The organism is Enterobacter ludwigii (assembly GCA_023023105.1).
Classification (GTDB): domain Bacteria; phylum Pseudomonadota; class Gammaproteobacteria; order Enterobacterales; family Enterobacteriaceae; genus Enterobacter; species Enterobacter adelaidei.
This window is the reverse complement of sequence record CP083824.1, coordinates 1529447-1552494: the sequence shown is the minus strand read 5'-3', so window position 1 is coordinate 1552494 and position 23048 is coordinate 1529447. Positions and strand designations below refer to the sequence as shown.

Sequence of the window (23048 nt, the reverse complement as noted above, 5' to 3'; positions counted from 1 at the left end):
TATGCAGGCTTTTTTTATTCTGGTTACCAGACAGGCATTTCATCCTGAAGGAACGGGTTATGGAGTCGTTCATAGCCCAGCGTTGACATCGGACCGTGTCCAGGGATAAACGTAACGTCATCACCCAGCGGCAATAACTTTTGTTTAATCGACTGAATCAGTTGCCCATGGTCACCACGCGGAAAATCGCTGCGTCCTACGCCACCTTTGAAAATCACATCGCCGGAAATCAGCAGACGAGACTGGTCATCAAAGAAGACGATATGGCCTGGCGTATGCCCAGGACAATGCAACACCTGTAAAGTCACATTCCCTACGTTAACGCGCTCTCCCTCGTTCAGCCAGCGATCGGGCGTCAGAGGTTGACACTCATCAAGGCCAAACATGCGACTTTGGGCTGGCAAACCCTGCAGCCAGAACTCATCTTCTTTTTCCGGACCGATCACCGGCACACCATAGTGCTGTGCCAGTTCCGCCGCTGCGCCGACATGGTCAAGGTGACCATGCGTCAGTAATATCTGCATCAGCGTCACACCGCTATCTGCAACTTCCTGTTTGATCTTCTCAGCGTCGCCGCCGGGATCGACAAGCGCGGCCAGTTTGGTTTGTTCACACCAGATTAATGAACAATTCTGGGAGAACGCCGTAACCGGAATAATACGATAGTTCATACTGCTCCTGTGTTTCGTTATTACCAGTGCCGAACCGGACCGGTATCAATATGTACAAAGTTGCTGCTGGGGTAATATCCTACACCACCTGCGCGCATAGATAACGCAGCTTTGCGAATATTGGCTAACGAAACGCCCTCAATATGGAAATCCATTGCCTGTCCCTTCGTGTGATAGCTTTTTTTGGCTACCCCGCGACTGTGGGCACGCAGTTCATTATTGGTATCAATAGAGCGATAACCAGAAATAAGCTGCACCGGCTTGCTGGTACCCAGCAGGCCCTGAAGGCGGAAAAGCTGATCAAACAGTCCTGGATCGATGGCTTTTATTTTATTCGCGCGGTAATCACGGAAAAAGTGGTTAAGTCTTGCTAATTCATCCTGAATATAGCCTCTGCCATCGAAGAATTCCGCTTTTAACGACTCACCGGTATGGAGATTGTTGAGCGTTAAAACTCGCGGACGAGGTGTCGAGAGGGTGGCAAATGCTGGCGTCGGCAAGATGGCCGCTGCGCCGAGCGCAACACCACCTAACGCCAGCAGTTTGCGGCGATTAGCGTCAAATTTGTCCATGATAATCAGGTCTACAGGTCAATGTTTATCGTAATATGCTTAGCGCACGAAGGGCACCTTAACTGGCAAAACAGGGTACGTCAAGGCGCCCAACCCCAGTGAATACGCGGCTTACAGCGATATTGCCCCTTATTCACCATAACTTACGACAATCATTTCTCCCGAACTACTTCATTTACCTGATTAATTGTTCAGCTTTTGGCAAAATTTGTGCGCCGGATCGCGCGGTGAGATCATAATTGTAAATATCTGTACGATACTGAGTACGCCCGTCTTCGCCAACAAACGCGGTCAGATAGTAAAGATTGACCGGAATATTGTGTCGAATATTAACGTACCGCGTATCCCCCTGTTTCAGGGCGTCAGAAATACGCGTATCGTTCCAGCCCGCATCCTGCAACAGCATATTGGCAAGCTCTGAGGCTTTGTTCACGCGCACACAGCCAGAACTCAGGGCGCGAGTATCTTTCTGGAACAGGTTGTGGTTCGGCGTATCGTGCAGATAGATAGCTTCTGAACTCGGCATATTGAATTTGTAGCGTCCCAACGAGTTATGCGCCCCTGGAGCCTGCTGGAAGCGGAACGGCAGATTTGAAGCCGTGATCGTCGACCAGTCGACCATATACGGATCGATGGCCTCTTTGCTGTTCCATCCCCGCATGACCGTATAGCCATGACGTTCCAGATAACCCGGATCGTTCCAGACTTTAGGCAGAATATCTTTGCGTGCCAGGGTCGGCGGTACGTTCCACGGTGGGTTAACCACCACGTTATTCAGCGCACTGCTCATCATCGGTGTTTTACGATCGGGACGTCCGACAATCACGCGCGACGCCAGTACTTCACTACCGTTCTGATAATAGACCAGCGAATACGCAGGAATGTTAACCATGATCCCGGTAGAGAGCGTTCCCGGCAGTAAGCGCAAACGCTGGATATTCAGCGCCAGCACCCCTGCCCGCTGCGCAGGTGATACGTTCAGCCAGTCACGCGTCGTCTGGCCGATGACGCCATCGGCCCCCAGCCCCTGAGCGGCCTGGAATTGTTTAACTGCCGCAACCAGTTCGCGATCGTAAACCGCCGGTTTGTCGCTCACGACCACCGCTTTCTTCTCTTTCACAGAAGCTGATGGACTGACCACGACGTTTTGCGGATCATCGCCGGGCAGTGCAATCTTTGGCCCACCGTCCAGAATACCGGAACGCTTTAAGATCTCACGCAGGGCAGGAACATCGCTGCTCCACTGCCCCGGACGCAGTGTCGCACTGCCACGCATTTGCGGCCACGGACGTGATTCGCCCACCAGTTCAAGAAGCGACTGGTGCAGGGTGGCATATTGCGGATGCGCTGGCGCAAGACTGGCTATAAAGCGGGGTAGATCGCCATTATCGAGGGCTAACTGCCACTGATTAATCACCGACAGCGCCGGCGTCGCCAGCTTATAAGGCTTATCACTGTACAACCAGCGGTTGCCATTGACCGGAATACCTGCCACAAACTGCAGGTAGCCCATCATTGCATCAGAAAGCACCACGTCCCGCGCTTGCCCGGTAACGGCAGGATCGGTTAACAGCTCAACCCACGCAGTAAACTGCGGCTGGAACCCGGCAATGGCCACTTCCGCAAGCTGTTGCTGAAAGGCGCGTACTGCGTCACGGTTGTCCCACATCGGTTTCATATCGCGGGCAGCATAGAGCAGCGTGAGCTGATTGATATAGATAGGTGTGTACCCTGAAGGCAGCCCAGCGTGTAGCTGCTGGCGGAGAGAGTCGACGTCAATGCCTTCGGGCAACGGCTTAATACCGGCCATAATAGCCGTTGCAGGTGACTGTTCCAGCGGTTGAGACAACGACGTTGGCTGTGCGCCTGTCGTTGCGGAGCTGTCAGTCGGCACAATTTCAGGCTCATCGGCCTGAGCGGTTAACAGCGGAGCAAACATCACTGCCAGGCATAAGCTGAGCGCAGACAGCTGACGACCACATTTTTTCTTTAGCAACATCCCTTGCCCCCTGTTTTCACGACATGCCCATCACGGTGGGGCTTTCTTCTATTATAGGTAGACGGCAAATCAGTTGCCTTACCTTATGTAAAGAAGTTTAAAGATAACGCAGCCCTAAGCACAAGTTAAGTTTAAAAAAAAAGCGGCGCCAATGCGCCGCTCCCGATCAGAAGACGCTTCAGGAAGCGTCCGCCGTGGTTTCCGGTAATGACTCTGGCGGCTGAGGGGCGAAGCCTCGCAGCCCAACAACGTGAACGTGTTCGCTGTTCTGGAACACCTTACGCACCAGCTTATAGGTGGTCCCTTTTTCAGGACTGATGTTTTCCGGTGCCGCAATGATGAGCTGCATATCAAGACGCTCGCAAAGCTCAAACAGCGTAGCAATAGAGCGGGCATCAAGGCGCGCCGCTTCATCCAGGAACAGCAGTCGACATGGGGAGATGTCTTTGCCGCGCAGGCGGCGTGCTTCATCTTCCCAGCTCTGTACCACCATCACCAGAATGGACATCCCGGTACCGATCGCTTCACCCGTAGAGAGCGCCCCCGATTCCGCACGCAGCCAGCCGTCGGAACCACGGTTAACCTCAACTTCCATTTCCAGATAGTTACGGTAATCCAGCAGCTCTTCACCGATGGTTTGCGGCGTGCGTTGTCCCATATCAATCTGCGGGTTCAGACGCTGATACAGCTTCGCCAGGGCTTCAGAGAAGGTCAGACGGTTGCTATTGAACAGATCCTGATGCTGTTCGTGCTGCTCTGAGAGCACTTCCAGCAGCGTCGAGTGGGCTTCACGCACATTGACGTTAAGACGCACGCTGTTTACCTGGCCAAACGACACGCTCTGCAGGCCCTGGTTCAACTGACGAATACGGTTCTGCTCACGCTGAATGGTTTTGCGGATGATATTCGCCACGCTGCGAGAGCTGATCGCCAGCTTCTGCTCACGTGAGGTCAGTTCTTCCGTCAGACGACCCAGCTCAATTTCCATCTGTTCGATGGCTTCGACCGGATCGTCGGTACGAATGATATCCTGACGAATACGTTCACGCAGGTGCTGATAAACGGCCACAAAGAACTGAATTTTACGCTCAGGACGTTTCGGATCCTCTGACATGCGCAGTACATCGCGCAGGTGCTCGTTGTCCGCGACCGCCAGACGCAGCGCACCCAACGCCTTATCCGACATAGAGCGCAGTTCATCGGCAGAGAGATACGCCAGCTCGCGACGGTGCAGACGTCGCTCAACGTTGTTGTCTTTCACCATCCGCATTACTGCGCACCAGCCCGCCTTCGCGGTCACGACCTGCTCGCGCATTTCATGGTAGTCACGTTCCAGTTTACGCAGGCGACGCGTCAGGTTATCCATTTCTGCTTCGCAGAAGGTCAGCGCTTTTTCCAGCTGATTGCGGCGTGCGCGGTTATTACTGAGCTGGGAATGCAGTTCGTCACGGCGTATACGCGCCCGCTCTTCTGCCCCGCTGTCGGCACGAACGCCGATGTCCTGAAGCTCTTTCTGCAGGTCGTTTAACAGCTCTTTCTTGGTGTCGAAGGAGCTTTTCAGCGAGGCCAGCACCTGGTTGTACTGGTTCAGCTGTGCCGAGTGGCTGCGCATCGCTTCGCGAGCACGCGTACGTTCCGCTTCAGCCTGCTCAAGACGCTGACGCAGCTTTTCATTCAGGTCGCTGTTGCCGCTCAGCATTTCAGCCGAGTCGGAGTAGCCGAAATGTGCACGACGCTGCACGACTTCCGTCAGGGCAAATGCCTGCTGACGCGCTTCGCGCTGCACCTGTTGCGACCAGGCATAGTCTTCTTTTAACTGCTCAAACTGTTCCGGGTCACTCTGCAGAACAGAGACAACCGACTCCAGCTTCGCCAGTTGATTACCATGCTGCTGAATGAAACGCGCAGCTTCCTGGGCTTCATCCAGACGTTCCTGGATCTCATCCACACGGTCGGCCAGGGTTTCATCCGCCAGCAGATTCAGGCGTGGCAAAATGCGGTTAAGAGCAGCAACGCCCTCTTTCGCTTGTTCGAACTGAACACGGCTCTGCTGGTTGTCATTTTCATGACTGGCAATGGCGCGTTCCAGTTCACCACGACGGGTATTGAGCTTACGGATTTCCGCTTCCGGGTCAGCATCAAACGCCACGCCCAGGTGGCTGCCGATAAAGCGGCTAAATGCCTGGTGCAGGCGCTGGGTTTTCTGCACGTCAAACGACAACGTCGCAAAACGTTCAGACAACGTTTCTCGCTCGGCGTGCAAACTTTCAATGCGGCTTTCACGTGCAGCGCGACCAAACAGAGGCAGCTCAGGGAAGCGGGAATAACGCCACTGACGGTCAGCGATTTTCACCACCACCGCTTTTTCCAGCTCGTCGACACTGAATACGCTGTCATCGAACGACTGCGGATCCCCTTCGATCAGGTAGAGATCTTCCGGGCAATCTTCCAGACCAGCAAGCTGCTCGGAAACCAGCGACAAATCCGGCACCACAATCGCGTTACGCGATGGGCCATAAAGTGCTGAGAAGTACGGGGCATCGTCCAGTCCGACATCGTCATAAATTTCGGACAACAGCACACCGCCGAAACGTTCAGCCAGGGTATTCAGACGCGGATCTTCCGCACCACCCGGCTGGCTTAAACGTTCAATCTCTTCATCAACGTCACGCTTACGCGCGCCCACTTCATCACGCTCAACAATGGCCTCGCGCTCGCGCTCCAGCAGTTGCTGCAGGTATTCGGTCACTTCCTGGCTGGATGTAAACTCTTCGCCGCACTGCTCGCTGAGCTGGTTCAGGCTGCTTTGCGCCGCCAGCCAGACAGGCGCACGCTGCAACAGAGTTTGAGAACGAGACTGAAGCTGCTCCATCTCCTGACGCAGGGTCATACGCTGTTCGCTGGCGCTGGAGACGGTGTCGGAGAGTGCGGCGATACGCGCTTCCAGCTCCTGATGCAGAGCCTCGAGATCGTCGATATCGTAATTTTTACCCTGACGCTTGCAGAACTCCGCCAGCAGACGCTCCGCTTCCTGTTGCTCGCGCAAGCGCTGTTCCAGCTCGTTCAGACGCATACGCAGTGGCTGCATCTGCTCGGCCAGATGTCGCTGGTTCACGCCGTCGCGCAGCAATTCGCGGGCGATGTCCCATGCTTCATTGCGCGCCAGCGGACCGTTAATCGCCACCACCAACTGATAAGCTTGTTCAAACTGGCTGTGTGCCGTTTGCGCGACGCTCATTTTCTGTTCGAGAGAGAGCAGCTTCTCGGTTGCTTCCTGCTCTTTAGCCTGGAAGGTATCCAGCCACTCATCAGCGCTTTCTGGTGTCAGATCAGGCAGGTGGCACAGCTCTTTTGCACGCTGTAACGCCTGCAATGCCTGGGTGTATTGAATTGCACGCGTCTGCTGCACATCCAGCGCCTGCTGATAATCAGCAAGCTGGCTTTTCAGCTCATCGACTTCCAGTTCGGCGGCTTCAGCGCGGGCTTCATTCTCTTCCTGCATGTCGGCAGCTTCAGCCACCACTTCATTCTGTTCTTCGAGACGAATTTGCAGCTCATCGAGGTCCGCTTCGTAGCGTTCGATTTTCTCCTGCTGGCGCAGTGCGGTCTGCACCAGATTCAGGTGATCGCTGGCGGCCTGGTAATCCGCTTCCAGATCGCCCTCAGCACCGGTGTGCTCGCCCAGCTCGCGCGCCATTTCGACGTGCTTGTACTGCTCGGCCACCAGCTGTTTACGGGAGGTAAACAGCTCGCGACGGTACTCTAATGCCTGATCGAGATGCACGCGGCGCTCGTTGGCGTGACGCATGTAGTCCGCAGCCACGTAGTTAGTAGCTTCGCTGATCAGGTGTTTAAACAGGTCGCGGTCAGACTGGGTAACGCGAATCGCTTCCAGCGTCATGCGGTTTTCACGCAGCGCGGCTTCCATATCCTGGAAGGCTTTACGCACGCCGCTGTTTTCCGGCAGCAGGTAGTCACGCAGGGAGCGGGTAATGGCGCTGGAGATACCGCCGTACAGCGACGCTTCGATCAGGCGATAGTATTTGCTACGGTCTGACGCCGTGCGCAGACGACGCGCCACCACGCCCAGATCGAACATCAGCGAGTGGTAGTCGGTAATCGAGTTGAACTGCTTGAACTGCACGCCTTCGATGGCTTCGAGCTTGTCTTTCAGCTCCTGCAGCGTCAGCACGCGCGCCTGGCGCTCGTTCAGGGTTTCCGTTAGCAGCGCCGTCGGCTGCATAGATGTTGGCAGCCCCTGGATCGCAAATGGTTTGATATCCACTTTACGGTCGCGACCCGCGACCTGCTGCAGACGTACGCCCACCACCACACGCTGATGACGGGAGTTAATGACGTCCAGCACCGAATAGCAGACGCCAGCCTTCAGCTTACCGTGCAGACCTTTATCACGGGAGCCGCTTGTTGCCCCCGCTTCGGTGGTGTTACGGAAGTGAAGCAGCGTCAGATCGGGAATCAGCGCCGTAACAAACGCCGCCATGGTGGTGGATTTACCCGCACCGTTACCGCCGGAGAGCGTCGTGACCAACTCATCCAGATCGAACGTTCGGGCGAAGAAGCCGTTCCAGTTAATCAGCGTTAGTGAGCGAAATTTACCGCGTTCAATCATTACTCTTCCTCCCCGCTATCCGGCAGATTCTCTTCATGCTCATCATTGAGCTGCAAATGGTTTTCCACCGGCATCGCTTCACCATCGCGGATCATGCGAAGCTGCGCCTCACGCGCGTCATCGCCCGCACGCACATCGGCGCCGAAGCGGAAGACAGATTCCGTGATGCGGAATTTGCTACTGTCGTGGCCCATAAACCAGACCATACCCAGACGACGCAGACGGTTCAGGGAAGAACGAACCTTTTCCTGTAATTTCTGACGATCGAGATCCGAACCCGTGGAGCGGTTGTTCACCAGCTTAAGCAGCTTGCTCTCATCTGCCAGCGTCAACAGCTCGTCGTAAAGTTCCTGCTGGGTGAAGATCCCTTCATTCGCCAGACGTTCCGGGCTGAGATAGAGATAGCAAAGAATTTTGCCGACCATCATATCCAGCTCGGAGAGCACGGAGCGCGGAATCAGCGTCGTGGAGCGTGGACGCAGGTAGAAAAACCCTTCCGGTGCGCGGATAAGCTCCACGTTATAGCGTGCATAAAACTCTTCCAGGTACTCCTGGAAGTCCATCAAAAAGGCGTGATTATCCAGCTCGTCTAAGCCAATGTGACGACCGGCACGCAGCTGGCTGTCCAGCGCCGGAAATAACGGATTCGCCAGCGCCTGTGCCAGCTTAACTGGCATCACTTGTTCAATATTTGTCAATGACATGCGCCTGTACCTTGGCTCCGTAATCGTTAATTGGCTGCCACTTCGGCGGCAGTCCGGTGAAATCTGCTTGTGCGACACCCAGGCGCACCGCCTGGTCTACCACAATGCGGGCAACATCGAAGTGGCGTGCACGAGGATATTGCGCCAGATAGTCGCGCACCACGAGACCAAGATCCAGCGGCACTTGTCTGGTTTTGTAGACAGCGAGCTGTTCTTCGATCATGGCCGCAAGTTGCTCACGAATTTCGTTGAATTCTTCGTATTCCAGATCCGGTGGCAGTTCACCGGTCACCTCTTCGTCACGCAGCGCCATCTCTTCGTCGCGCATATCCAGCAGACGATCGGCATTGGCGTAGGTCAGCGCCCACGGCGCATCGAAATAGGTTTGCACAGACTGACGCAGACGCTGGGCAAAGACGCGGTTTTTATCCATATCAATCGCGGTACGGATAAATTTATGCACATGGCGGTCGTAGCCGATCCACAGGTCGATCGACTGCTGTCCCCAGCTAATAATGCGATCGAGTTTACTCTGCAAATCAAAGACCAGACGGTCGACAAAATGCAGATCGTCATGTGCCATGGTCGCATCCTGAATGCGTAGCAGGTTGGCCTGGAGCTTATCCCCTGCGGCCTCCAGCGTATCCTGCAGTTCACGCAGCGTGCCGGAGGTTTCCGACAGCAACAGTTCGCAGCTGGAGATAGCCGCGCGCCAGTCTTTGTTCAGCAACTGCGCAATATCGTCTTTCACCTGCTGCTGCTGTTCGTCCATCAGACGCTGAGTCAGATCGATACTGTCGAAAATCTCCGCTACCGAGTATTTCAGCGGTGCGTAAACATTGCGGTGCCAGTGGAATTCGTCACCGTTTTCATCCGCCGCGTCGGCAGCACGCTTAAGTTCACCCGCAACAATCGAGAGCTGCATGGAAAGACGCAGCGTGGAAAATTCACGCTGGCGAATGTAGTAATCGGTGATGCCGATGCCCAGTGGCGTCAGGCGATAGATGGCGTTTCCTTCCGCCTGCTCGCTGGTAAAGCGGTTCAGCAGACGTTGACGCACCATATCGTTGATTGCGTTGTTGGCACGCACGCTAATGGTTTCGCTGGTTTGCTCAAACGCATCACTGACATGGCGGAACGCATCCACCAGTTCACCCTCGCTCACTTCACCATCCAGCCGTTCGCCGTTCAGCGTGGCAACCGCCAGCAGGAAAGAGAGTCTGTCTACCGGCAGCGAGATGGAGAAATCGTTTTTCCTGGCCCAGGCAACCAGTTCGGGGACTGTCTGGGAAAATTCACTCATAGGTTATCCTTGCATCTGCGGCTTGTGCGCGGTGACGTGAATATAGCGGCCAAGGCTGATAAAAGGCTCCTGACGGCAATACCGCGTTTCTAATTCTGTTAAGGTGTCAAAACAGTCACGCTGTTTGTGTTTTTCACGCAGATAATCATGAAACACCCTGACGCCCGTCTTCCCAACGATCTGCCAGCCAATCTCTTCCAGCCAGCCGTACACCTGCTGTGGATCGCGCGGATAGTCCGGGGAAAGCGTGCGCTTTTTCTTTTTCGGCATCCCGACCTGAACATAGTCGAAATTACCTGCAACCATGTTATGCATCAGGAAGCCGTTAGCATTGTAGAACATCAGCGACAGCGTGCCGCCCGGGCGTAACATCGACCACAGGGTTTGTAATACGCTTTGCGGATCGGCAACCCACTCCAGCACCGCATGAAACAATATCAGATCAACCTGGGTTTCCAAATGCTGTGAGATATCCTGAGCGGCGCATTGTATAAAATGCATGTTGTCGCTCACACCTTTCTCTTCTGCTGCACGCGTCGCACGGGCGACCATTTCAGCAGAAAGATCGCAAAGCGTGACGTGATGACCGCGCTCGGCCATTTTTATCGCCGTCTGCCCTTCACCGCCTCCGGCGTCCAGCACACGCAACGTTTGACCGCCAAAGGTGGCAAGAATGTTGTCCAGATCCTGCCAGAGGATCGTCTGACGTAACTGCCCTTTCGTGGTGCCATAAATGTTGCGCGAAAACTTTTCCGCGATGTCATCAAAATTGCGATCCCGCATTGGGAGAGTTCCACTCGCTAACTGCAAAACCGCTATTTTGTCACACCCGCGCGGAGAATGAACCTCTCTGGTGTAATATCACGGGTAATCACCTGCTATATGGTCAAAAAAGGAACCAAAAAGGATGCTTTTTACCCTTAAGAAATACATTGGAGGGATGATGCTTCCCCTTCCTCTGTTGCTCATCATCATCGCGCTGGGGCTGGCGCTGGTGTGGTTCAGTCGCTTTCAGAGAAGCGGCAAAACGCTTATCACGCTTGGCTGGTTTGTCTTGCTGCTGTTGAGCCTGCAGCCGATCGCGGATGGCCTGTTACGCCCAATCGAAAATAAGTACCCGACATGGCAGGGAAATCAGAAAGTAGCGTACATCGTGGTGCTGGGTGGCGGATATACCTGGGACCCTGACTGGGCACCCAGCTCAAACCTGATCAACAATAGCTTGCCACGGTTAAACGAAGGTATTCGCCTGTGGCTTGCGAACCCGGGATCAAAAATGATCTTCACCGGCGCGGCGGCCAAAACAAACCCGGTGAGTACGGCTGAAGCAGGTGCCAGAGTCGCGGAATCACTCGGCGTGCCACGATCCGCTATCATCACTCTGGACAGCCCAAAAGATACCGAAGAAGAGGCGGCAGCAGTGAAGCAGGCGATTGGCGATGTCCCGTTCTTACTGGTGACCTCCGCCTCACACCTGCCACGAGCGATGATTTTCTTTGAAAAACAAGGTCTGCACCCGCTTCCCGCACCGGCAAACCAGATGGCCATTGATGCGCCGCTCAACCCATGGGAACGGGCAATCCCGTCCCCGGCGTGGCTGATGCATAGCGATCGCGTCGGCTATGAGACGCTCGGTCGCCTCTGGCAGTGGCTGAAAGGTTCCTCAGGCAAGCCAGGGCAAGAGTGATTTTGTCGCCAGATCGAAGTTTGCGCGATTAAAACGCCCGGTATTGACCAATTGCGCGACTTCGTCCCAAAGCAGATAAAGCCAGCGTCGCCAGAGAAACGCTTCTGCAACGGGCGCGCGTTGAAGGTAGTGCCAAAGTAAACCTTCCGCCGCCCCGCTGTCGCTGAGCCTGAATAACTCATATTCGCGCGGAGCCCAGAGCATGATCCCCGGCCCGACCATCGCCAGAAGCTGATCGCTGCGGGAATCTTTCAGCATGCTGCGCAGGGTAAAATTACCGTGGATCAGCACGCAGTTATCATTAAAGCCTTCAAACAGCGCCGGTAAGCACTCGCGGGTGCGAAACAGAATACGTTTATCCTGCATCGTTAAACCGGTGTTATTGAACTGGTTAAGCGTCCCCCACAGCACTTCAACCCGCTGGCGATACCACAGCGGCCACAGGTTTTCCTGGGTGCTGTCGACCGGACCGACAAGACCGCGGCTATCCTGACGGTGCCAGGCCAGCAGTCCCTCGACAATCTGGTCCTTCAGCTGTTCCCAGCGCTCCGGCGTACGCGCCGGTGCTTCAACAGGCACGCCCCGCAAACGCTCGATCAGCAATACATCCGGGCCGGGATGTTCCTCATGGGTCATCACGCCGTACACCGTTGGCATACGGACGGTCCCCTCCCGTGCCAGCATCGACATTTTCCACGCAAGCTGCCTGGCAACCCCGGGCGAGGTAAAACTTCTGGCCATCAGTGGCATTGGGTTACCCTGACTGTCATATAACGACCAGAGCGCGGTATCGGCCTTTTCACTCACGCACTCAACCCGGCTTAACTTCTCGCCCAGCAGATGGCTAAGTTCGGCACGCAGCTGTTCCATATGAGATTACCCCCATCAAGACTACTGCTTTTATAATGAGCGCGCAGAATGAAGATGTCACCCGGAAGAGATCAATTATGGAAAAGAAAGGGAAAAAATAGCAGGGAGAGAACATCCCCCCGAAAGGAGGGATGAAGGCAATATTAACGCAGTTCGGCGCGAACGCGCTCAAGATCTTCCGGTGTATCAACGCCCGTTCCAGGCACTTCCATGGCAACAGCAACGTGGATTTTTTCACCGTACCAGAGCACACGAAGCTGCTCCAGCATTTCAATATGTTCCAACGGGCTGGGTGCCCAGGTGACATATCGACGAATAAAGCCGGCGCGATAGCCGTAAATCCCCAGATGGCGCAGGAATGAATCACCGATAGTCTCTTTAGAGAGCGCAAAGCGATCGCGATCCCACGGAATCGTGGCGCGGGAGAAATAGAGCGCATAACCTTCGGTATCCATCACCACCTTCACCGCATTCGGGTTGAATGCTTCTTCAGCGTGGTGAATGGGTACTGCGAGTGTGGCCATACCGACCTGACGTTGTGCCAGGTTTTCCGCCACCTGACGGATAATAACCGCCGGGATCATCGGCTCGTCGCCCTGGACGTTAACGATGACCGTATCGTCACTAAAACCGCATTTTTCAACCACTTCCGCCAGACGTTCAGTGCCGGACTGGTGATCGGCACGGGTCATGCACACCTCTCCGCCGACTGCCTCGACCGCGCGGGCGACGTCCGGATGATCGGTAGCAACGATAACGCGATCGGCACCCGATTCACGTGCACGCTCCAGGACATGCACAATCATCGGCTTGCCGTTGATATCCACCAGTGGTTTACCCGGCAGTCGCGTTGACGCATAACGCGCAGGAATAATGACAACAAAACTCATGGCTTGCTCTCTTCTGCCACCAGGGAGCGGGCTTCGTTTTCCAGCAAAACCGGAATGCCGTCACGCAGCGGGAAAGCCAGGCTGTCCAGCTTGCAAATCAGCTCTTGTTTGTCCTGGCTATAGTAGAGTTTGCCGTTGCACACCGGGCAGGCAATAATTTCAAGTAAACGGTGATCCATAGTTCCTCCGTATGGGTAATCATTAAAGCTTACCACATTCCCTTTTCAGAGAGTGCCTGTTTCCCAGCCACTTCGGCAGGTTGTAAACAGTCCGTCAGGTACCCGCCCCAGCGTCACGTTGCTGGCCCCCTGCCAGCGAGCAAAATCGCTTATAGCGGACGCTAACCCTTTTTCCAGACTCGCTGACACTCTGATCCCCTCTTCCAGATAGAGCGCGATGACCTCAAGCGTATCGGTTTTACGGTGCATTTTGGCGTCCATGCGCCCGACAAGCTGCCCCTTGTGCAGCAGAGGCAGAACAAAGTAACCATACTGGCGCTTCGGGGCTGGAGTGTAGCACTCCAGTCGGTAAGTAAAACCGAACAGTTGCTCGGCTCTTTTTCTGTCCCAAACCACCGGATCGAAAGGAGACAGCACCGCGCTATGTGTTGCCTGAAGTTTTCCTTCCTGAGCCTGAGGCAGAAGCGGAAGTAGCTCCGAATGCAGCCACATTTCTCCCAGTGTTTCCACTGTGACTGGAACGACTCGCTGTTCGCGCTGCCATATTTCCAGCAATGGTTTCAGCGCGGGCTGGCGCAGGCGGTAATAATCTGCCAGCCACTGTGGGCGGAAAATACCCAGACTGCGGGCACTGTTTTCCAGCATGACATCCTCAGCCGCTTCCTGAGTCAATAAGTCACGCTCATCGTCCCAGTGAGGCATCACACGATGGGTCAGGTCGTATACACGCTGAAAATTACGCCGTTCAATCACCATGACCTGGCCTGACGTAAACAGTCCTTCAAGATGGCGTTTGTGCGGCTTCCACTCCCACCAGCCGCTCGTACCTTTTCGCGGATGCTCAAAATCGGCAGAACGTACAGGTCCGTTTTCCTGAATGTGGCGGATGAGTTGCTCAATCTCAGTTGCATGTTCCAGCATCCACTCTTGCCGGTACTTCCAGCCCATCTTCTCCGGAGCAAGCATCCGGTGACGAACCAGGGCAAAATCACTGCGAGGCAGGAAACAGGCTTCGTGCGCCCAGTACTCCATTAACTCCCCTTTGCTGAGAGCCTCATCCAGCCATTGCGAGGGATAATTCCCCAGACGGCTAAACAGCACCAGATAAGGGCTACGGGCCACGATGTTAATGGTGTCGATTTGAAGTAGCGACATGCGCTGGATGGTAGAGAGGATATCGGCAGATTGCGCGCGGCGACGGGGTTTTTTGAGTAACCCCTGCGCAGCAAGGTGCAAATTACGTGCGGCTGAAAGCGAGAGTTGCGGTAAAGACATGCGTTTTCCTGTCAGTCAAAGCGCCACCAGAACCGCGTAAGCCTTCACTTCACCAACGCGATCAGTTCCTTGAGTAATTGTTCCGGCTGCTCGCCGCTGAGTTCAGCGTCAACCGGCAGGTACCACCAGTTTTCTTTTGCAAAGGCACGGCATTTCACCGCATCTTTTTCGGTCATGATCAGCGTCTGTCCCGGCATAGTCAGGGCATCGACCTGCTCTTCCACCAGCGCCTGGTGGTCCGCCAGCGGCACACATTTTTCAAGCTGTGCGCCACACTGTTCCAGCGTCGTGAAGAAACGTGGAGGATGGCCAATACCGGCCATCGCCACCAGGGCGGGAAGTTGTGCAACTTCCCGGCGTTCCCCGGTCTGCAAATTCACCGCCAGACCAGGATGGAGATGCATAGGGATTTCACCCGCTTTTGCCACACCACCATTCACAATGACCGCATCTACGGATTTCAGACGTGAAGCGCGTTCGCGCATCGGCCCGGCCGGCAGCCACCAGCCATTGCCAAAACGACGAACGCCATCAATAACCACAATCTCTTTGTCACGCGCCAGAGCATAATGCTGCATACCATCATCAGTGATGATGATTTGTACCGCATGTTCTGCAAGCAGTGCCTGTACGGCGTCGCTGCGCACAGGAGAAACCGCAACCGGAGTGCCGGTACGCTGGTAAATTAAAACCGGTTCATCACCCGCTTCAGCAGTCGATGTTTCATCCGTCAGCAGCAGTGGGTAATGCGTTGCCTTGCCGCCATACCCGCGCGACACTACGCCGGGGCGTATACCGCGTTTTTGCAACTGTTCCACCAGCCAGATAACGACCGGTGTTTTACCGTTGCCACCCGCGGTGAGGTTACCGACAACCACTACCGGAACCGGCGCGCGCCATGCGCGTTTGAGCCCCAGACGATAAAGAAGACGAATGACACCGCTCACCAGGCCATAAAGCCAGGAGAACGGCAGAAGCAGTAGCCACAGCGGCGATTCACCGGACCAGATGCGTGCAATCATGCGCCAAACTGCATCTTATGAAGCTGGGCGTAAACACCACGGTGCTCCAGCAAATCAGTATGGCTTCCGCGTTCAACAATGACGCCATCTTCAACCACCACGATTTCATCAGCCTGCTCGATAGTCGACAGACGGTGTGCAATCACCAGCGATGTACGGTTCTTTTGCAGTTCATCCAGGGCTGACTGAATCGCGCGTTCCGATTCCGTATCCAGCGCCGAGGTCGCTTCATCAAGGATCAGAATTGGGCTATCGCGCAGCAGCGCACGCGCAATGGCGATACGTTGACGCTGCCCACCGGAGAGTAGCACCCCGTTCTCACCGATTATGGTATCCAGTCCGTTATCCATCTTGTTGATAAAGTCCATTGCGTACGCCATACGCGCGGCGTTTTCAATCTGCTCGCGGCTGTATTCATCAGTGCGTGCATAAGCAATGTTGTTTGCAACAGTATCGTTGAACAGATGCACGTTCTGTGAGACCAGCGCAACCTGGTTACGCAGCGACTGCAGGGTGTACTCTCGCAGGTCATGGCCATCCAACAGAATCTCACCTTCGTTAATATCGTAGAAACGGGTGATCAGGCTGGCAATGGTCGATTTACCTGAACCGGAACGACCAACCAGTGCAACGGTTTTCCCCGCCGGAATGGTCAGGTTGATGTTGCGCAGGGCCGGAGTTTCACGGCCAGGATAGGCGAAAGTGACATTGCGGAATTCGACATCGCCACGGGCGCGCTCAATCACGCGTGTACCTTCATCTTTCTCCTGCTCGGAATCCAGAATGCTGAAGAGAGTCTGACAAGCAGCCATCCCACGCTGGAACTGGGCATTGACGTTTGTCAGCGATTTCAGTGGACGCATCAGAGCAATCATCGAGGAGAAGACCACGGTGATAGTACCCGCCGTCAGCGTCTCCATCACGCTAGGGAAACTTGCCGCATACAGGACGAATGCCAGTGCCAGAGAGGCAATCAGCTGAATAACAGGGTCAGAGATTGAAGAGGCCGAAACCATTTTCATCCCCTGCAGGCGCATTTTGTTGCTGACTTTGTCAAAGCGGTGGGTTTCGACTTCCTGACCGCCGAAAATCAACACCTCTTTATGTCCTTTCAGCATCTGTTCTGCACTGGTCGTCACCTGCCCCATGGTGTTCTGCATATTCTTACTGATATTGCGGAAACGTTTTGAGACGACGCGAATCGCAATAGAAACCACCGGTGCCAGAACGATAAGGATGATCGACAGCTGCCAGCTGTAATAGAACATCATCGCGAACAGGCCGATAATCGACGCGCCCTCACGCACAACGGTAATCAGTGCACTTGATGACGAGGAAGCAACCTGTTCTGAGTCGTAGGTAATGCGGGACAGCAGCGTCCCGGTCGACTGCTTGTCAAAGAACGAGACCGGCATGCCCATCATGTGACTGAACAGGCGGCGACGCATAGTCATAACCACTTTTCCCGATACCCAGGAAATACAGTAGCTGGAGATATAGCTGGTGATGCCGCGTAAGATCATCAGTCCGATAACCACCAGAGGCATCCATAGCAACACTGAGCGATCCGTTTTACCAAAACCGTCGTCCAGTAACGGTTTGAGAAGCGATAGCATAAAAGTATCGCTGGCTGCGTTGAGGATTAACGCTACACCCGCCACGATCAAGCCTGGTTTAAAGGGCGCAATCATCGGCCAGAGTCGGCGGAAGGTTTGCCACGTGGAGAGATCTTTGTCGTTATGCATTCAAAAAACCAGCATTTGTTGAAATAGCCGCATATTCTACCCGTTATCTACGGGCGCGCCAAACCACTGATGATACCAACGTGGTAAAAATTGCTCTCGCAAGCGCAGGATTTGCCAGCGATGTTGCGAAAATGTCACCGATATTTGTCCAGAATGGGGGGTATCGTGCCAGATATATCCCTCTTTTCGATAACGTCGAACCACTTTCGCCGACGGAAATCGCCATGCGTTATAGCGTGCCGCCGAATCCAGGGCAATTTGCCCTTCTACCCGTTGAACCAGTGGCAATGAAGAAGACGTCTTACTGCCATGATGAGGTACCTGTATGAGTGTAGACGTCACATTACGCCAGTAATGGCTGAGCATTGCCTGTTCCGCTTGCGCTTCAATGTCCCCTGTCAGCAGAACACTCTGCTCGCCGTCGTCAATTTTTACCACACAGGAGTGGTTGTTTCCTTGAGCAGGATAATTTTCAGGTGGCCAATGGACGGCGAAGGTCAACCCCTGCCAAATCCATCTCTGCCCACGAAAACAGGGATGATGTCCCGCCCGGCGTAATGGACTTCTTATCCACAAATCAGGCCATGTTTTTTGCAGCGATATCAGCCCTCCCGCATGGTCAAGATGCTCGTGACTGAGAATTACGCCTTCTGGTCGCAGGTGATGCCAGCGGAGCCACGGAATAATTAACCGCTGCGCACTATCGCCACCTGGCCAGGCGAGCCCGGTATCATAGAGAATCGCTTTTCCCTGTCTTTCAATAACCATTGCCAGGCCCTGCCCCACATCCAGCATATGTAACGTCCAGCTATCGCTTTTTGCCGTTCGCCAGAGGGGAAATGTGAGTATGACACTTCCAGCCAGGCAAACGGCAGGAACACTGTTCCAGGCACGAAACCGCCAGCCAACAATGATAAGCCAGGGGAGTAATGTGAGGAACTGCCAGCGTTGATCCACATTTTGCCAGCCATAAGGCAGGCGCATCAGCAGCCAGAACAATACCGCCAGAGACTTTTCGGCTGCAAACCAGATGGTACTTTCCAGGGCCGTCAGTGGAAGCAGATGAAGCAGCATACCGAGCAGGATCAGCGGGACAGAGACCAATGTCACCAGGGGAACGGCAAAGAGATTCGCAACCAGGGAAGAGATGCTGAAGCCATGGAAAATCAGGACCTGCAAAGGCATGAGCAACAGCAGCATTCCTATCTGAAGATAAAGCAGATTCAGTAGTGGCCGCATCCAGTGAGCCCTGTGTCCGTGAGGAAGAGGCAACCACTGAAACCAGAAAATCAGTGCGGTAACCGCAAAGGCTGACAAAAGCAGACTCTGTGAAAGCACAGCTAATGGATCGATTAGCAGGATTGCCGCAACACAGCAAAACCAGATCTCCCAGGGGGACCATTGACGGGCGGCGATCCGCAACGCCGCCAGCATAGTAATGGCGGTAACCGTTCGCAATGCCGGGGGTTGCAGACCAGTAAGCCAGGCATAGAAGGCAGCAAAAACCACCCCAGCCAGCAGAGGCATCTGCCAGCGGATCCAGTGGCAGGGTAATAAAAACTGGAACCCACGTGCGAGTAGCCAGGCGATGGATGCTGCCATCGCGATATGCAGTCCTGAAATTGCCATCAGATGGAGTGTGCCGGTTTCCCGCATCAGGTCTTTTATTTCCTGGGGTACGTCCAGACGTTCTCCCATCCCCAATCCAAGGATAACAGCCCCCCATTGATAAGAAGAAAGCCGGTTTTGCAGTGACATCAGGTATTGAGCACGCAGGCTACAGCGTCCATCGACGAGTTCCGCATGGGTGAAGCGCCCACTCAGTGTTTGATGTTGGGCAAACGAGCTTCGCTGAAGATCGTAGCCCCCGTCATTTAATTCTCCATGTACAGGCCTAAGTCTGAGCGTCATGGCCCAGCGCTGGCCGGCACAAACCTTTTGCGGCAGTGCATTGCCATACAATGTTACGCCAGCCGATGTCCACCCGCGTTGGCCATCGACGCTGATAATCTTTCCCTGATGCATTGTTGAACCATCAGTGGCGGTGATCTCTACCTCAGCATGTACAGCATCTGACGTTAAATGTTGCATTGGCCAGACGCTCTCTTGAGCGGAAAGAATTCCCCATACGCAAAATAATAAACCGATCCCCACATATTTCAGTCGTACGCGCCGCTGCGCGGCCAGCCCTATTCCGCCAACAATCATTATCCACACGAAATAGCGTGGTGGCAGTTCAGGTAACCAGAGTAACGGAGTTATCGCCAGAATGGCACAGACGCTAATAGCGGGAATTCTCATGACTACCTCCCTGTCTCAGGAAAGGCAGTATGCAGGCAGGCAGGGTGAGCCGTCAGTTGAGAAAAATGCGTTTTACAGCAAGCGCTGTATTGATTTTATTGGTTTGCAGAAAGCGAAATGAAAAATGCGCGGTTTCTTCAGAATTGAAACGATAAAGACAAAAAAAGCACCCGCAGGTGCTTTCTTTCGAACCCAGTTTAACCCGATGGCTAAACTCAGTTACCGTAAATATTGGCGCGGTCGCGCAGTTCTTTACCCGGCTTAAAGTGTGGAACGTACTTACCTTCCAGCTCGACTTTATCACCCGTTTTCGGGTTACGCCCGGTGCGTGGAGCACGATAGTGCAGAGAAAAACTACCGAAACCGCGGATTTCAATGCGCTCGCCCTGGGCAAGAGTGGAGGCCATATGCTCCAGCATCTCTTTTACGGCATCTTCCACTGCCTTGGCAGGGATATGCGGTTGCTGACTGGCAAGTCTTTCAATCAATTCTGACTTGGTCATGATTCCTCCGGTTCCTTTCAAACCAATTAGCTGAACAGCTCATTAAACAAGGGCGGCCGTAGCCGCCCTTTGTTATTGATTACAGGACGAATCCTGCAATCTGTCAAGTTTGCTCCTCATCCTTCACGCTGTAAATGCGTTACAGCTCAAATGATGCTGAGAACTTGATATTACTCGCCTTTAGCTGCTTTGAAAGCTTCAGCCATTGCGTTGTTAGAGAAGTTTGCATCTTCCTGTTTGTTAACAGTTGCGATTGCATCTTTCTCATCAGCTTCGTCTTTAGCACGAACAGACAGGCTGATTGCACGGTTCTTACGGTCAACACCGGTGAACTTAGCTTCAACGTCGTCGCCTACGTTCAGAACCAGAGTGGCATCTTCAACGCGGTCACGGGAAGCTTCAGAAGCGCGCAGGTAACCTTCAACGCCGTCAGCCAGTTCTACGGTTGCGCCTTTAGCGTCAACTGCAGTCACTTTACCGTTTACGATTGCGCCTTTCTTGTTCAGTGCAACCCAGTTGTTGAACGGATCTTCTGCGAGCTGTTTAACGCCCAGGGAGATACGCTCACGCTCTGCGTCAACCTGCAGAACAACTGCAGCGATTTCGTCGCCTTTTTTGTATTCACGAACTGCTTCTTCGCCTGCAACGTTCCAGGAGATGTCAGACAGGTGAACCAGGCCATCGATGCCGCCGTCCAGGCCGATGAAGATACCGAAGTCAGTGATAGACTTGATTTTACCTTCAACACGGTCACCCTTGTTGTGGGTTTCCGCGAACTGCTGCCATGGGTTGTTTTTGCACTGTTTCAGGCCCAGGGAGATACGACGACGTTCTTCGTCGATATCCAGAACCATCACTTCCACTACATCACCAACGTTAACAACTTTGGATGGGTGGATGTTTTTGTTGGTCCAGTCCATTTCGGAAACGTGCACCAGACCTTCAACGCCTTCTTCGATTTCAACGAAGCAGCCGTAGTCAGTCAGGTTAGTAACACGACCAGTCAGTTTAGTACCTTCTGGGTAACGCTTAGCGATAGCTACCCATGGATCTTCGCCCAGCTGTTTCAGGCCGAGGGATACACGAGTACGCTCGCGGTCGAACTTCAGCACTTTAACAGTGATTTCGTCGCCCACGTTCACGATTTCGCTTGGGTGCTTAACGCGTTTCCACGCCATGTCGGTGATGTGCAGCAGGCCATCAACGCCGCCCAGGTCAACGAATGCGCCGTAGTCAGTGAGGTTCTTAACGATACCTTTGACTTCCATGCCTTCCTGCAGGTTTTCCAGCAGCTGATCGCGTTCTGCGCTGTTTTCGGACTCGATAACAGCACGACGGGAAACAACAACGTTGTTACGCTTCTGGTCCAGCTTGATTACTTTGAACTCAAGCTCTTTGCCTTCCAGGTGCAGGGTGTCACGGACTGGACGAACGTCTACCAGAGAACCTGGCAGGAACGCACGAATACCATTCAGCTCAACAGTGAAGCCGCCTTTAACTTTGCCGTTGATAACACCGACCACAGTTTCAGCTTCTTCGTAAGCTTTTTCCAGCGTGATCCATGCTTCGTGACGTTTAGCTTTCTCACGAGAGAGCAGGGTTTCACCGAAGCCGTCTTCTACTGCGTCCAGAGCAACGTCAACTTCGTCACCAACCTGGATTTCCAGCTCGCCCTGGGCGTTTTTGAACTGCTCTGCCGGAATGGCGGACTCAGATTTCAGACCGGCGTCAACCAGTACTACGTCTTTGTCGATAGCAACAACAACACCGCGAACGATGGAACCCGGACGGGTTTCGATTTCTTTTAAGGATTCTTCAAACAGTTGAGCAAAAGATTCAGTCATGTTTAATCTTCAGGTTAATATTAACGTCCACCTGGCTCCGTGCCGGATGGGGTTGTTTCACATACCCGCCGTCAATCCATTGCAGCGGGGGTACTGCTAAATCGGTCGCGATTACGCGAGTGCCAGTTTTTGGCGCGCATATTGTAGCGCTTTTTCAATCACTTGCTCAATAGTTAAACTGGTTGAATCCAGAACTAATGCATCTTCTGCAGGAACAAGTGGGGCGACGGCGCGGTTACGATCGCGGTCATCACGCTCTTTTATCTCGGATAAAAGGCGATCAAAGTTAACACTAAACCCCTTCTCCTGCAACTGAAGCATGCGGCGTTGAGCGCGTTCTTCAGAAGAGGCGTCAAGGAAAATTTTCACGGGTGCATCAGGGAATACCACGGTTCCCATATCGCGTCCGTCGGCGATCAGACCCGGGGCTTCACGGAAAGCGCGCTGACGGCGCAACAACGCCTCGCGAACGCGCGGAAATGCTGCAACCTGAGAGGCCGCATTCGCGACTTCCTGAGTACGAATTTCGCCACTTACGTCTTCCCCTTCCAGGATGACTTCCAGGTTGCCATCGGTCGAAATAAAACGTACATCAAGATGCGCAGCCAGCGGTACCAGCGCTTCTTCAGACGCAACATCCACATGGTGATGCAGCGCTGCCAGAGCCAGCACGCGATAGATTGCTCCCGAATCTAAAAGATGCCATTGCAATGCTTCCGCCATCGCTTTGCACAGAGTACCTTTCCCTGCACCACTCGGCCCATCAATGGTGATTACCGGGGCAACTGCCGTCATCTTTTTCTCCTTAAATAAGGCATACCGTTTACATGAACGCCGCGCATTATACGCGCCA

Annotated in this window: 18 protein-coding genes; 1 reads left to right on the top strand and 17 read right to left on the bottom strand. The window is 54.0% G+C overall.

The features are described from left to right. Positions 1–23 precede the first annotated feature (23 nt). The 7 genes from LCD46_07275 to cmoM form a co-directional block, all read right to left on the bottom strand. Complete coding sequence (locus tag LCD46_07275; protein ID UOY72110.1) at positions 24–671, bottom strand: MBL fold metallo-hydrolase; 648 nt, start codon at positions 669–671, stop codon at positions 24–26. A gap of 20 nt (positions 672–691) precedes the next feature. Then, complete coding sequence (locus tag LCD46_07270; protein UOY72109.1) at positions 692–1243, bottom strand: YcbK family protein; 552 nt, start codon at positions 1241–1243, stop codon at positions 692–694. Positions 1244–1418: 175 nt separating this feature from the next. Continuing rightward, positions 1419–3242: a L,D-transpeptidase gene (ldtD, locus tag LCD46_07265; GenBank protein UOY72108.1), complete on the bottom strand. Its 1824-nt coding sequence runs from the start codon at positions 3240–3242 to the stop codon at positions 1419–1421. 178 nt (positions 3243–3420) lie between these two features. Further along, positions 3421–7872: a chromosome partition protein MukB gene (gene mukB, locus LCD46_07260; protein ID UOY72107.1), complete on the bottom strand. Its 4452-nt coding sequence runs from the start codon at positions 7870–7872 to the stop codon at positions 3421–3423. Then, positions 7872–8576, bottom strand: a complete 705-nt coding sequence (mukE, locus tag LCD46_07255) for a chromosome partition protein MukE (protein ID UOY72106.1) — start codon at positions 8574–8576, stop codon at positions 7872–7874. The genes mukB and mukE overlap by 1 nt, the downstream gene beginning before the upstream one ends. Beyond that, the gene (mukF, locus tag LCD46_07250; protein ID UOY72105.1) at positions 8557–9879 is read right to left on the bottom strand and encodes a chromosome partition protein MukF; all 1323 of its coding nucleotides are present in this window, start codon (positions 9877–9879) and stop codon (positions 8557–8559) included. Before mukF ends, mukE begins: the two co-directional genes overlap by 20 nt. Positions 9880–9882: 3 nt before the next feature. Further along, entirely contained in the window at positions 9883–10662 is a 780-nt protein-coding gene (gene cmoM / locus LCD46_07245) for a tRNA uridine 5-oxyacetic acid(34) methyltransferase CmoM (protein UOY72104.1), read from the bottom strand. Between the two features lie 124 nt (positions 10663–10786). On the opposite strand from cmoM, the gene elyC reads away from it, so the two are divergent. Continuing rightward, the gene (gene elyC, locus LCD46_07240) at positions 10787–11566 is read left to right on the top strand and encodes an envelope biogenesis factor ElyC (protein ID UOY72103.1); all 780 of its coding nucleotides are present in this window, start codon (positions 10787–10789) and stop codon (positions 11564–11566) included. On the opposite strand, the gene LCD46_07235 is transcribed toward elyC, so the two are convergent. The 10 genes from LCD46_07235 to cmk all read right to left on the bottom strand — a co-directional run bounded on the left by LCD46_07235 (position 11543) and on the right by cmk (position 22990). After that, complete coding sequence (locus LCD46_07235) at positions 11543–12436, bottom strand: YcbJ family phosphotransferase (protein UOY72102.1); 894 nt, start codon at positions 12434–12436, stop codon at positions 11543–11545. The genes elyC and LCD46_07235 overlap by 24 nt on opposite strands. A 143-nt stretch (positions 12437–12579) precedes the next feature. Continuing rightward, complete coding sequence (gene kdsB / locus LCD46_07230) at positions 12580–13326, bottom strand: 3-deoxy-manno-octulosonate cytidylyltransferase (protein UOY72101.1); 747 nt, start codon at positions 13324–13326, stop codon at positions 12580–12582. Then, positions 13323–13505: a protein YcaR gene (gene ycaR / locus LCD46_07225; protein UOY72100.1), complete on the bottom strand. Its 183-nt coding sequence runs from the start codon at positions 13503–13505 to the stop codon at positions 13323–13325. Before ycaR ends, kdsB begins: the two co-directional genes overlap by 4 nt. A gap of 45 nt (positions 13506–13550) precedes the next feature. Continuing rightward, positions 13551–14780, bottom strand: a complete 1230-nt coding sequence (locus LCD46_07220; GenBank protein UOY72099.1) for a winged helix-turn-helix domain-containing protein — start codon at positions 14778–14780, stop codon at positions 13551–13553. A gap of 44 nt (positions 14781–14824) precedes the next feature. Then, complete coding sequence (gene lpxK, locus LCD46_07215; GenBank protein UOY72098.1) at positions 14825–15802, bottom strand: tetraacyldisaccharide 4'-kinase; 978 nt, start codon at positions 15800–15802, stop codon at positions 14825–14827. After that, positions 15799–17547: a lipid A ABC transporter ATP-binding protein/permease MsbA gene (msbA, locus tag LCD46_07210; GenBank protein UOY72097.1), complete on the bottom strand. Its 1749-nt coding sequence runs from the start codon at positions 17545–17547 to the stop codon at positions 15799–15801. The genes lpxK and msbA overlap by 4 nt, the downstream gene beginning before the upstream one ends. A gap of 36 nt (positions 17548–17583) precedes the next feature. Then, positions 17584–19848: a ComEC family protein gene (locus tag LCD46_07205; GenBank protein ID UOY72096.1), complete on the bottom strand. Its 2265-nt coding sequence runs from the start codon at positions 19846–19848 to the stop codon at positions 17584–17586. Between the two features lie 215 nt (positions 19849–20063). Then, positions 20064–20351, bottom strand: a complete 288-nt coding sequence (gene ihfB, locus LCD46_07200; protein ID UOY72095.1) for an integration host factor subunit beta — start codon at positions 20349–20351, stop codon at positions 20064–20066. Positions 20352–20521: 170 nt separating this feature from the next. Then, positions 20522–22195, bottom strand: coding sequence for a 30S ribosomal protein S1 (gene rpsA / locus LCD46_07195; GenBank protein UOY72094.1), 1674 nt, complete (start codon positions 22193–22195; stop codon positions 20522–20524). Between the two features lie 111 nt (positions 22196–22306). Further along, a complete protein-coding gene (gene cmk, locus LCD46_07190) occupies positions 22307–22990 on the bottom strand; it encodes a (d)CMP kinase (protein UOY72093.1) in 684 nt (227 codons plus the stop codon). Between the last annotated feature and the right edge of the window lie 58 nt (positions 22991–23048).

Bases quoted from the DNA above. Each gene is read 5' to 3' on its own strand.
- elyC (UOY72103.1), top strand. From the start codon at position 10,787: ATGCTTTTTACCCTTAAGAAATACATTGGAGGGATGATGCTTCCCCTT.
- kdsB (UOY72101.1), bottom strand. From the start codon at position 13,326: ATGAGTTTTGTTGTCATTATTCCTGCGCGTTATGCGTCAACGCGACTG.
- LCD46_07270 (UOY72109.1), bottom strand. From the start codon at position 1,243: ATGGACAAATTTGACGCTAATCGCCGCAAACTGCTGGCGTTAGGTGGT.
- ihfB (UOY72095.1), bottom strand. From the start codon at position 20,351: ATGACCAAGTCAGAATTGATTGAAAGACTTGCCAGTCAGCAACCGCAT.
- lpxK (UOY72098.1), bottom strand. From the start codon at position 15,802: ATGATTGCACGCATCTGGTCCGGTGAATCGCCGCTGTGGCTACTGCTT.
- LCD46_07235 (UOY72102.1), bottom strand. From the start codon at position 12,436: ATGGAACAGCTGCGTGCCGAACTTAGCCATCTGCTGGGCGAGAAGTTA.
- mukB (UOY72107.1), bottom strand. From the start codon at position 7,872: ATGATTGAACGCGGTAAATTTCGCTCACTAACGCTGATTAACTGGAAC.
- cmoM (UOY72104.1), bottom strand. From the start codon at position 10,662: ATGCGGGATCGCAATTTTGATGACATCGCGGAAAAGTTTTCGCGCAAC.
- msbA (UOY72097.1), bottom strand. From the start codon at position 17,547: ATGCATAACGACAAAGATCTCTCCACGTGGCAAACCTTCCGCCGACTC.
- ycaR (UOY72100.1), bottom strand. From the start codon at position 13,505: ATGGATCACCGTTTACTTGAAATTATTGCCTGCCCGGTGTGCAACGGC.
- cmk (UOY72093.1), bottom strand. From the start codon at position 22,990: ATGACGGCAGTTGCCCCGGTAATCACCATTGATGGGCCGAGTGGTGCA.
- LCD46_07205 (UOY72096.1), bottom strand. From the start codon at position 19,848: ATGAGAATTCCCGCTATTAGCGTCTGTGCCATTCTGGCGATAACTCCG.
- LCD46_07275 (UOY72110.1), bottom strand. From the start codon at position 671: ATGAACTATCGTATTATTCCGGTTACGGCGTTCTCCCAGAATTGTTCA.
- LCD46_07220 (UOY72099.1), bottom strand. From the start codon at position 14,780: ATGTCTTTACCGCAACTCTCGCTTTCAGCCGCACGTAATTTGCACCTT.
- mukF (UOY72105.1), bottom strand. From the start codon at position 9,879: ATGAGTGAATTTTCCCAGACAGTCCCCGAACTGGTTGCCTGGGCCAGG.
- ldtD (UOY72108.1), bottom strand. From the start codon at position 3,242: ATGTTGCTAAAGAAAAAATGTGGTCGTCAGCTGTCTGCGCTCAGCTTA.
- rpsA (UOY72094.1), bottom strand. From the start codon at position 22,195: ATGACTGAATCTTTTGCTCAACTGTTTGAAGAATCCTTAAAAGAAATC.
- mukE (UOY72106.1), bottom strand. From the start codon at position 8,576: ATGTCATTGACAAATATTGAACAAGTGATGCCAGTTAAGCTGGCACAG.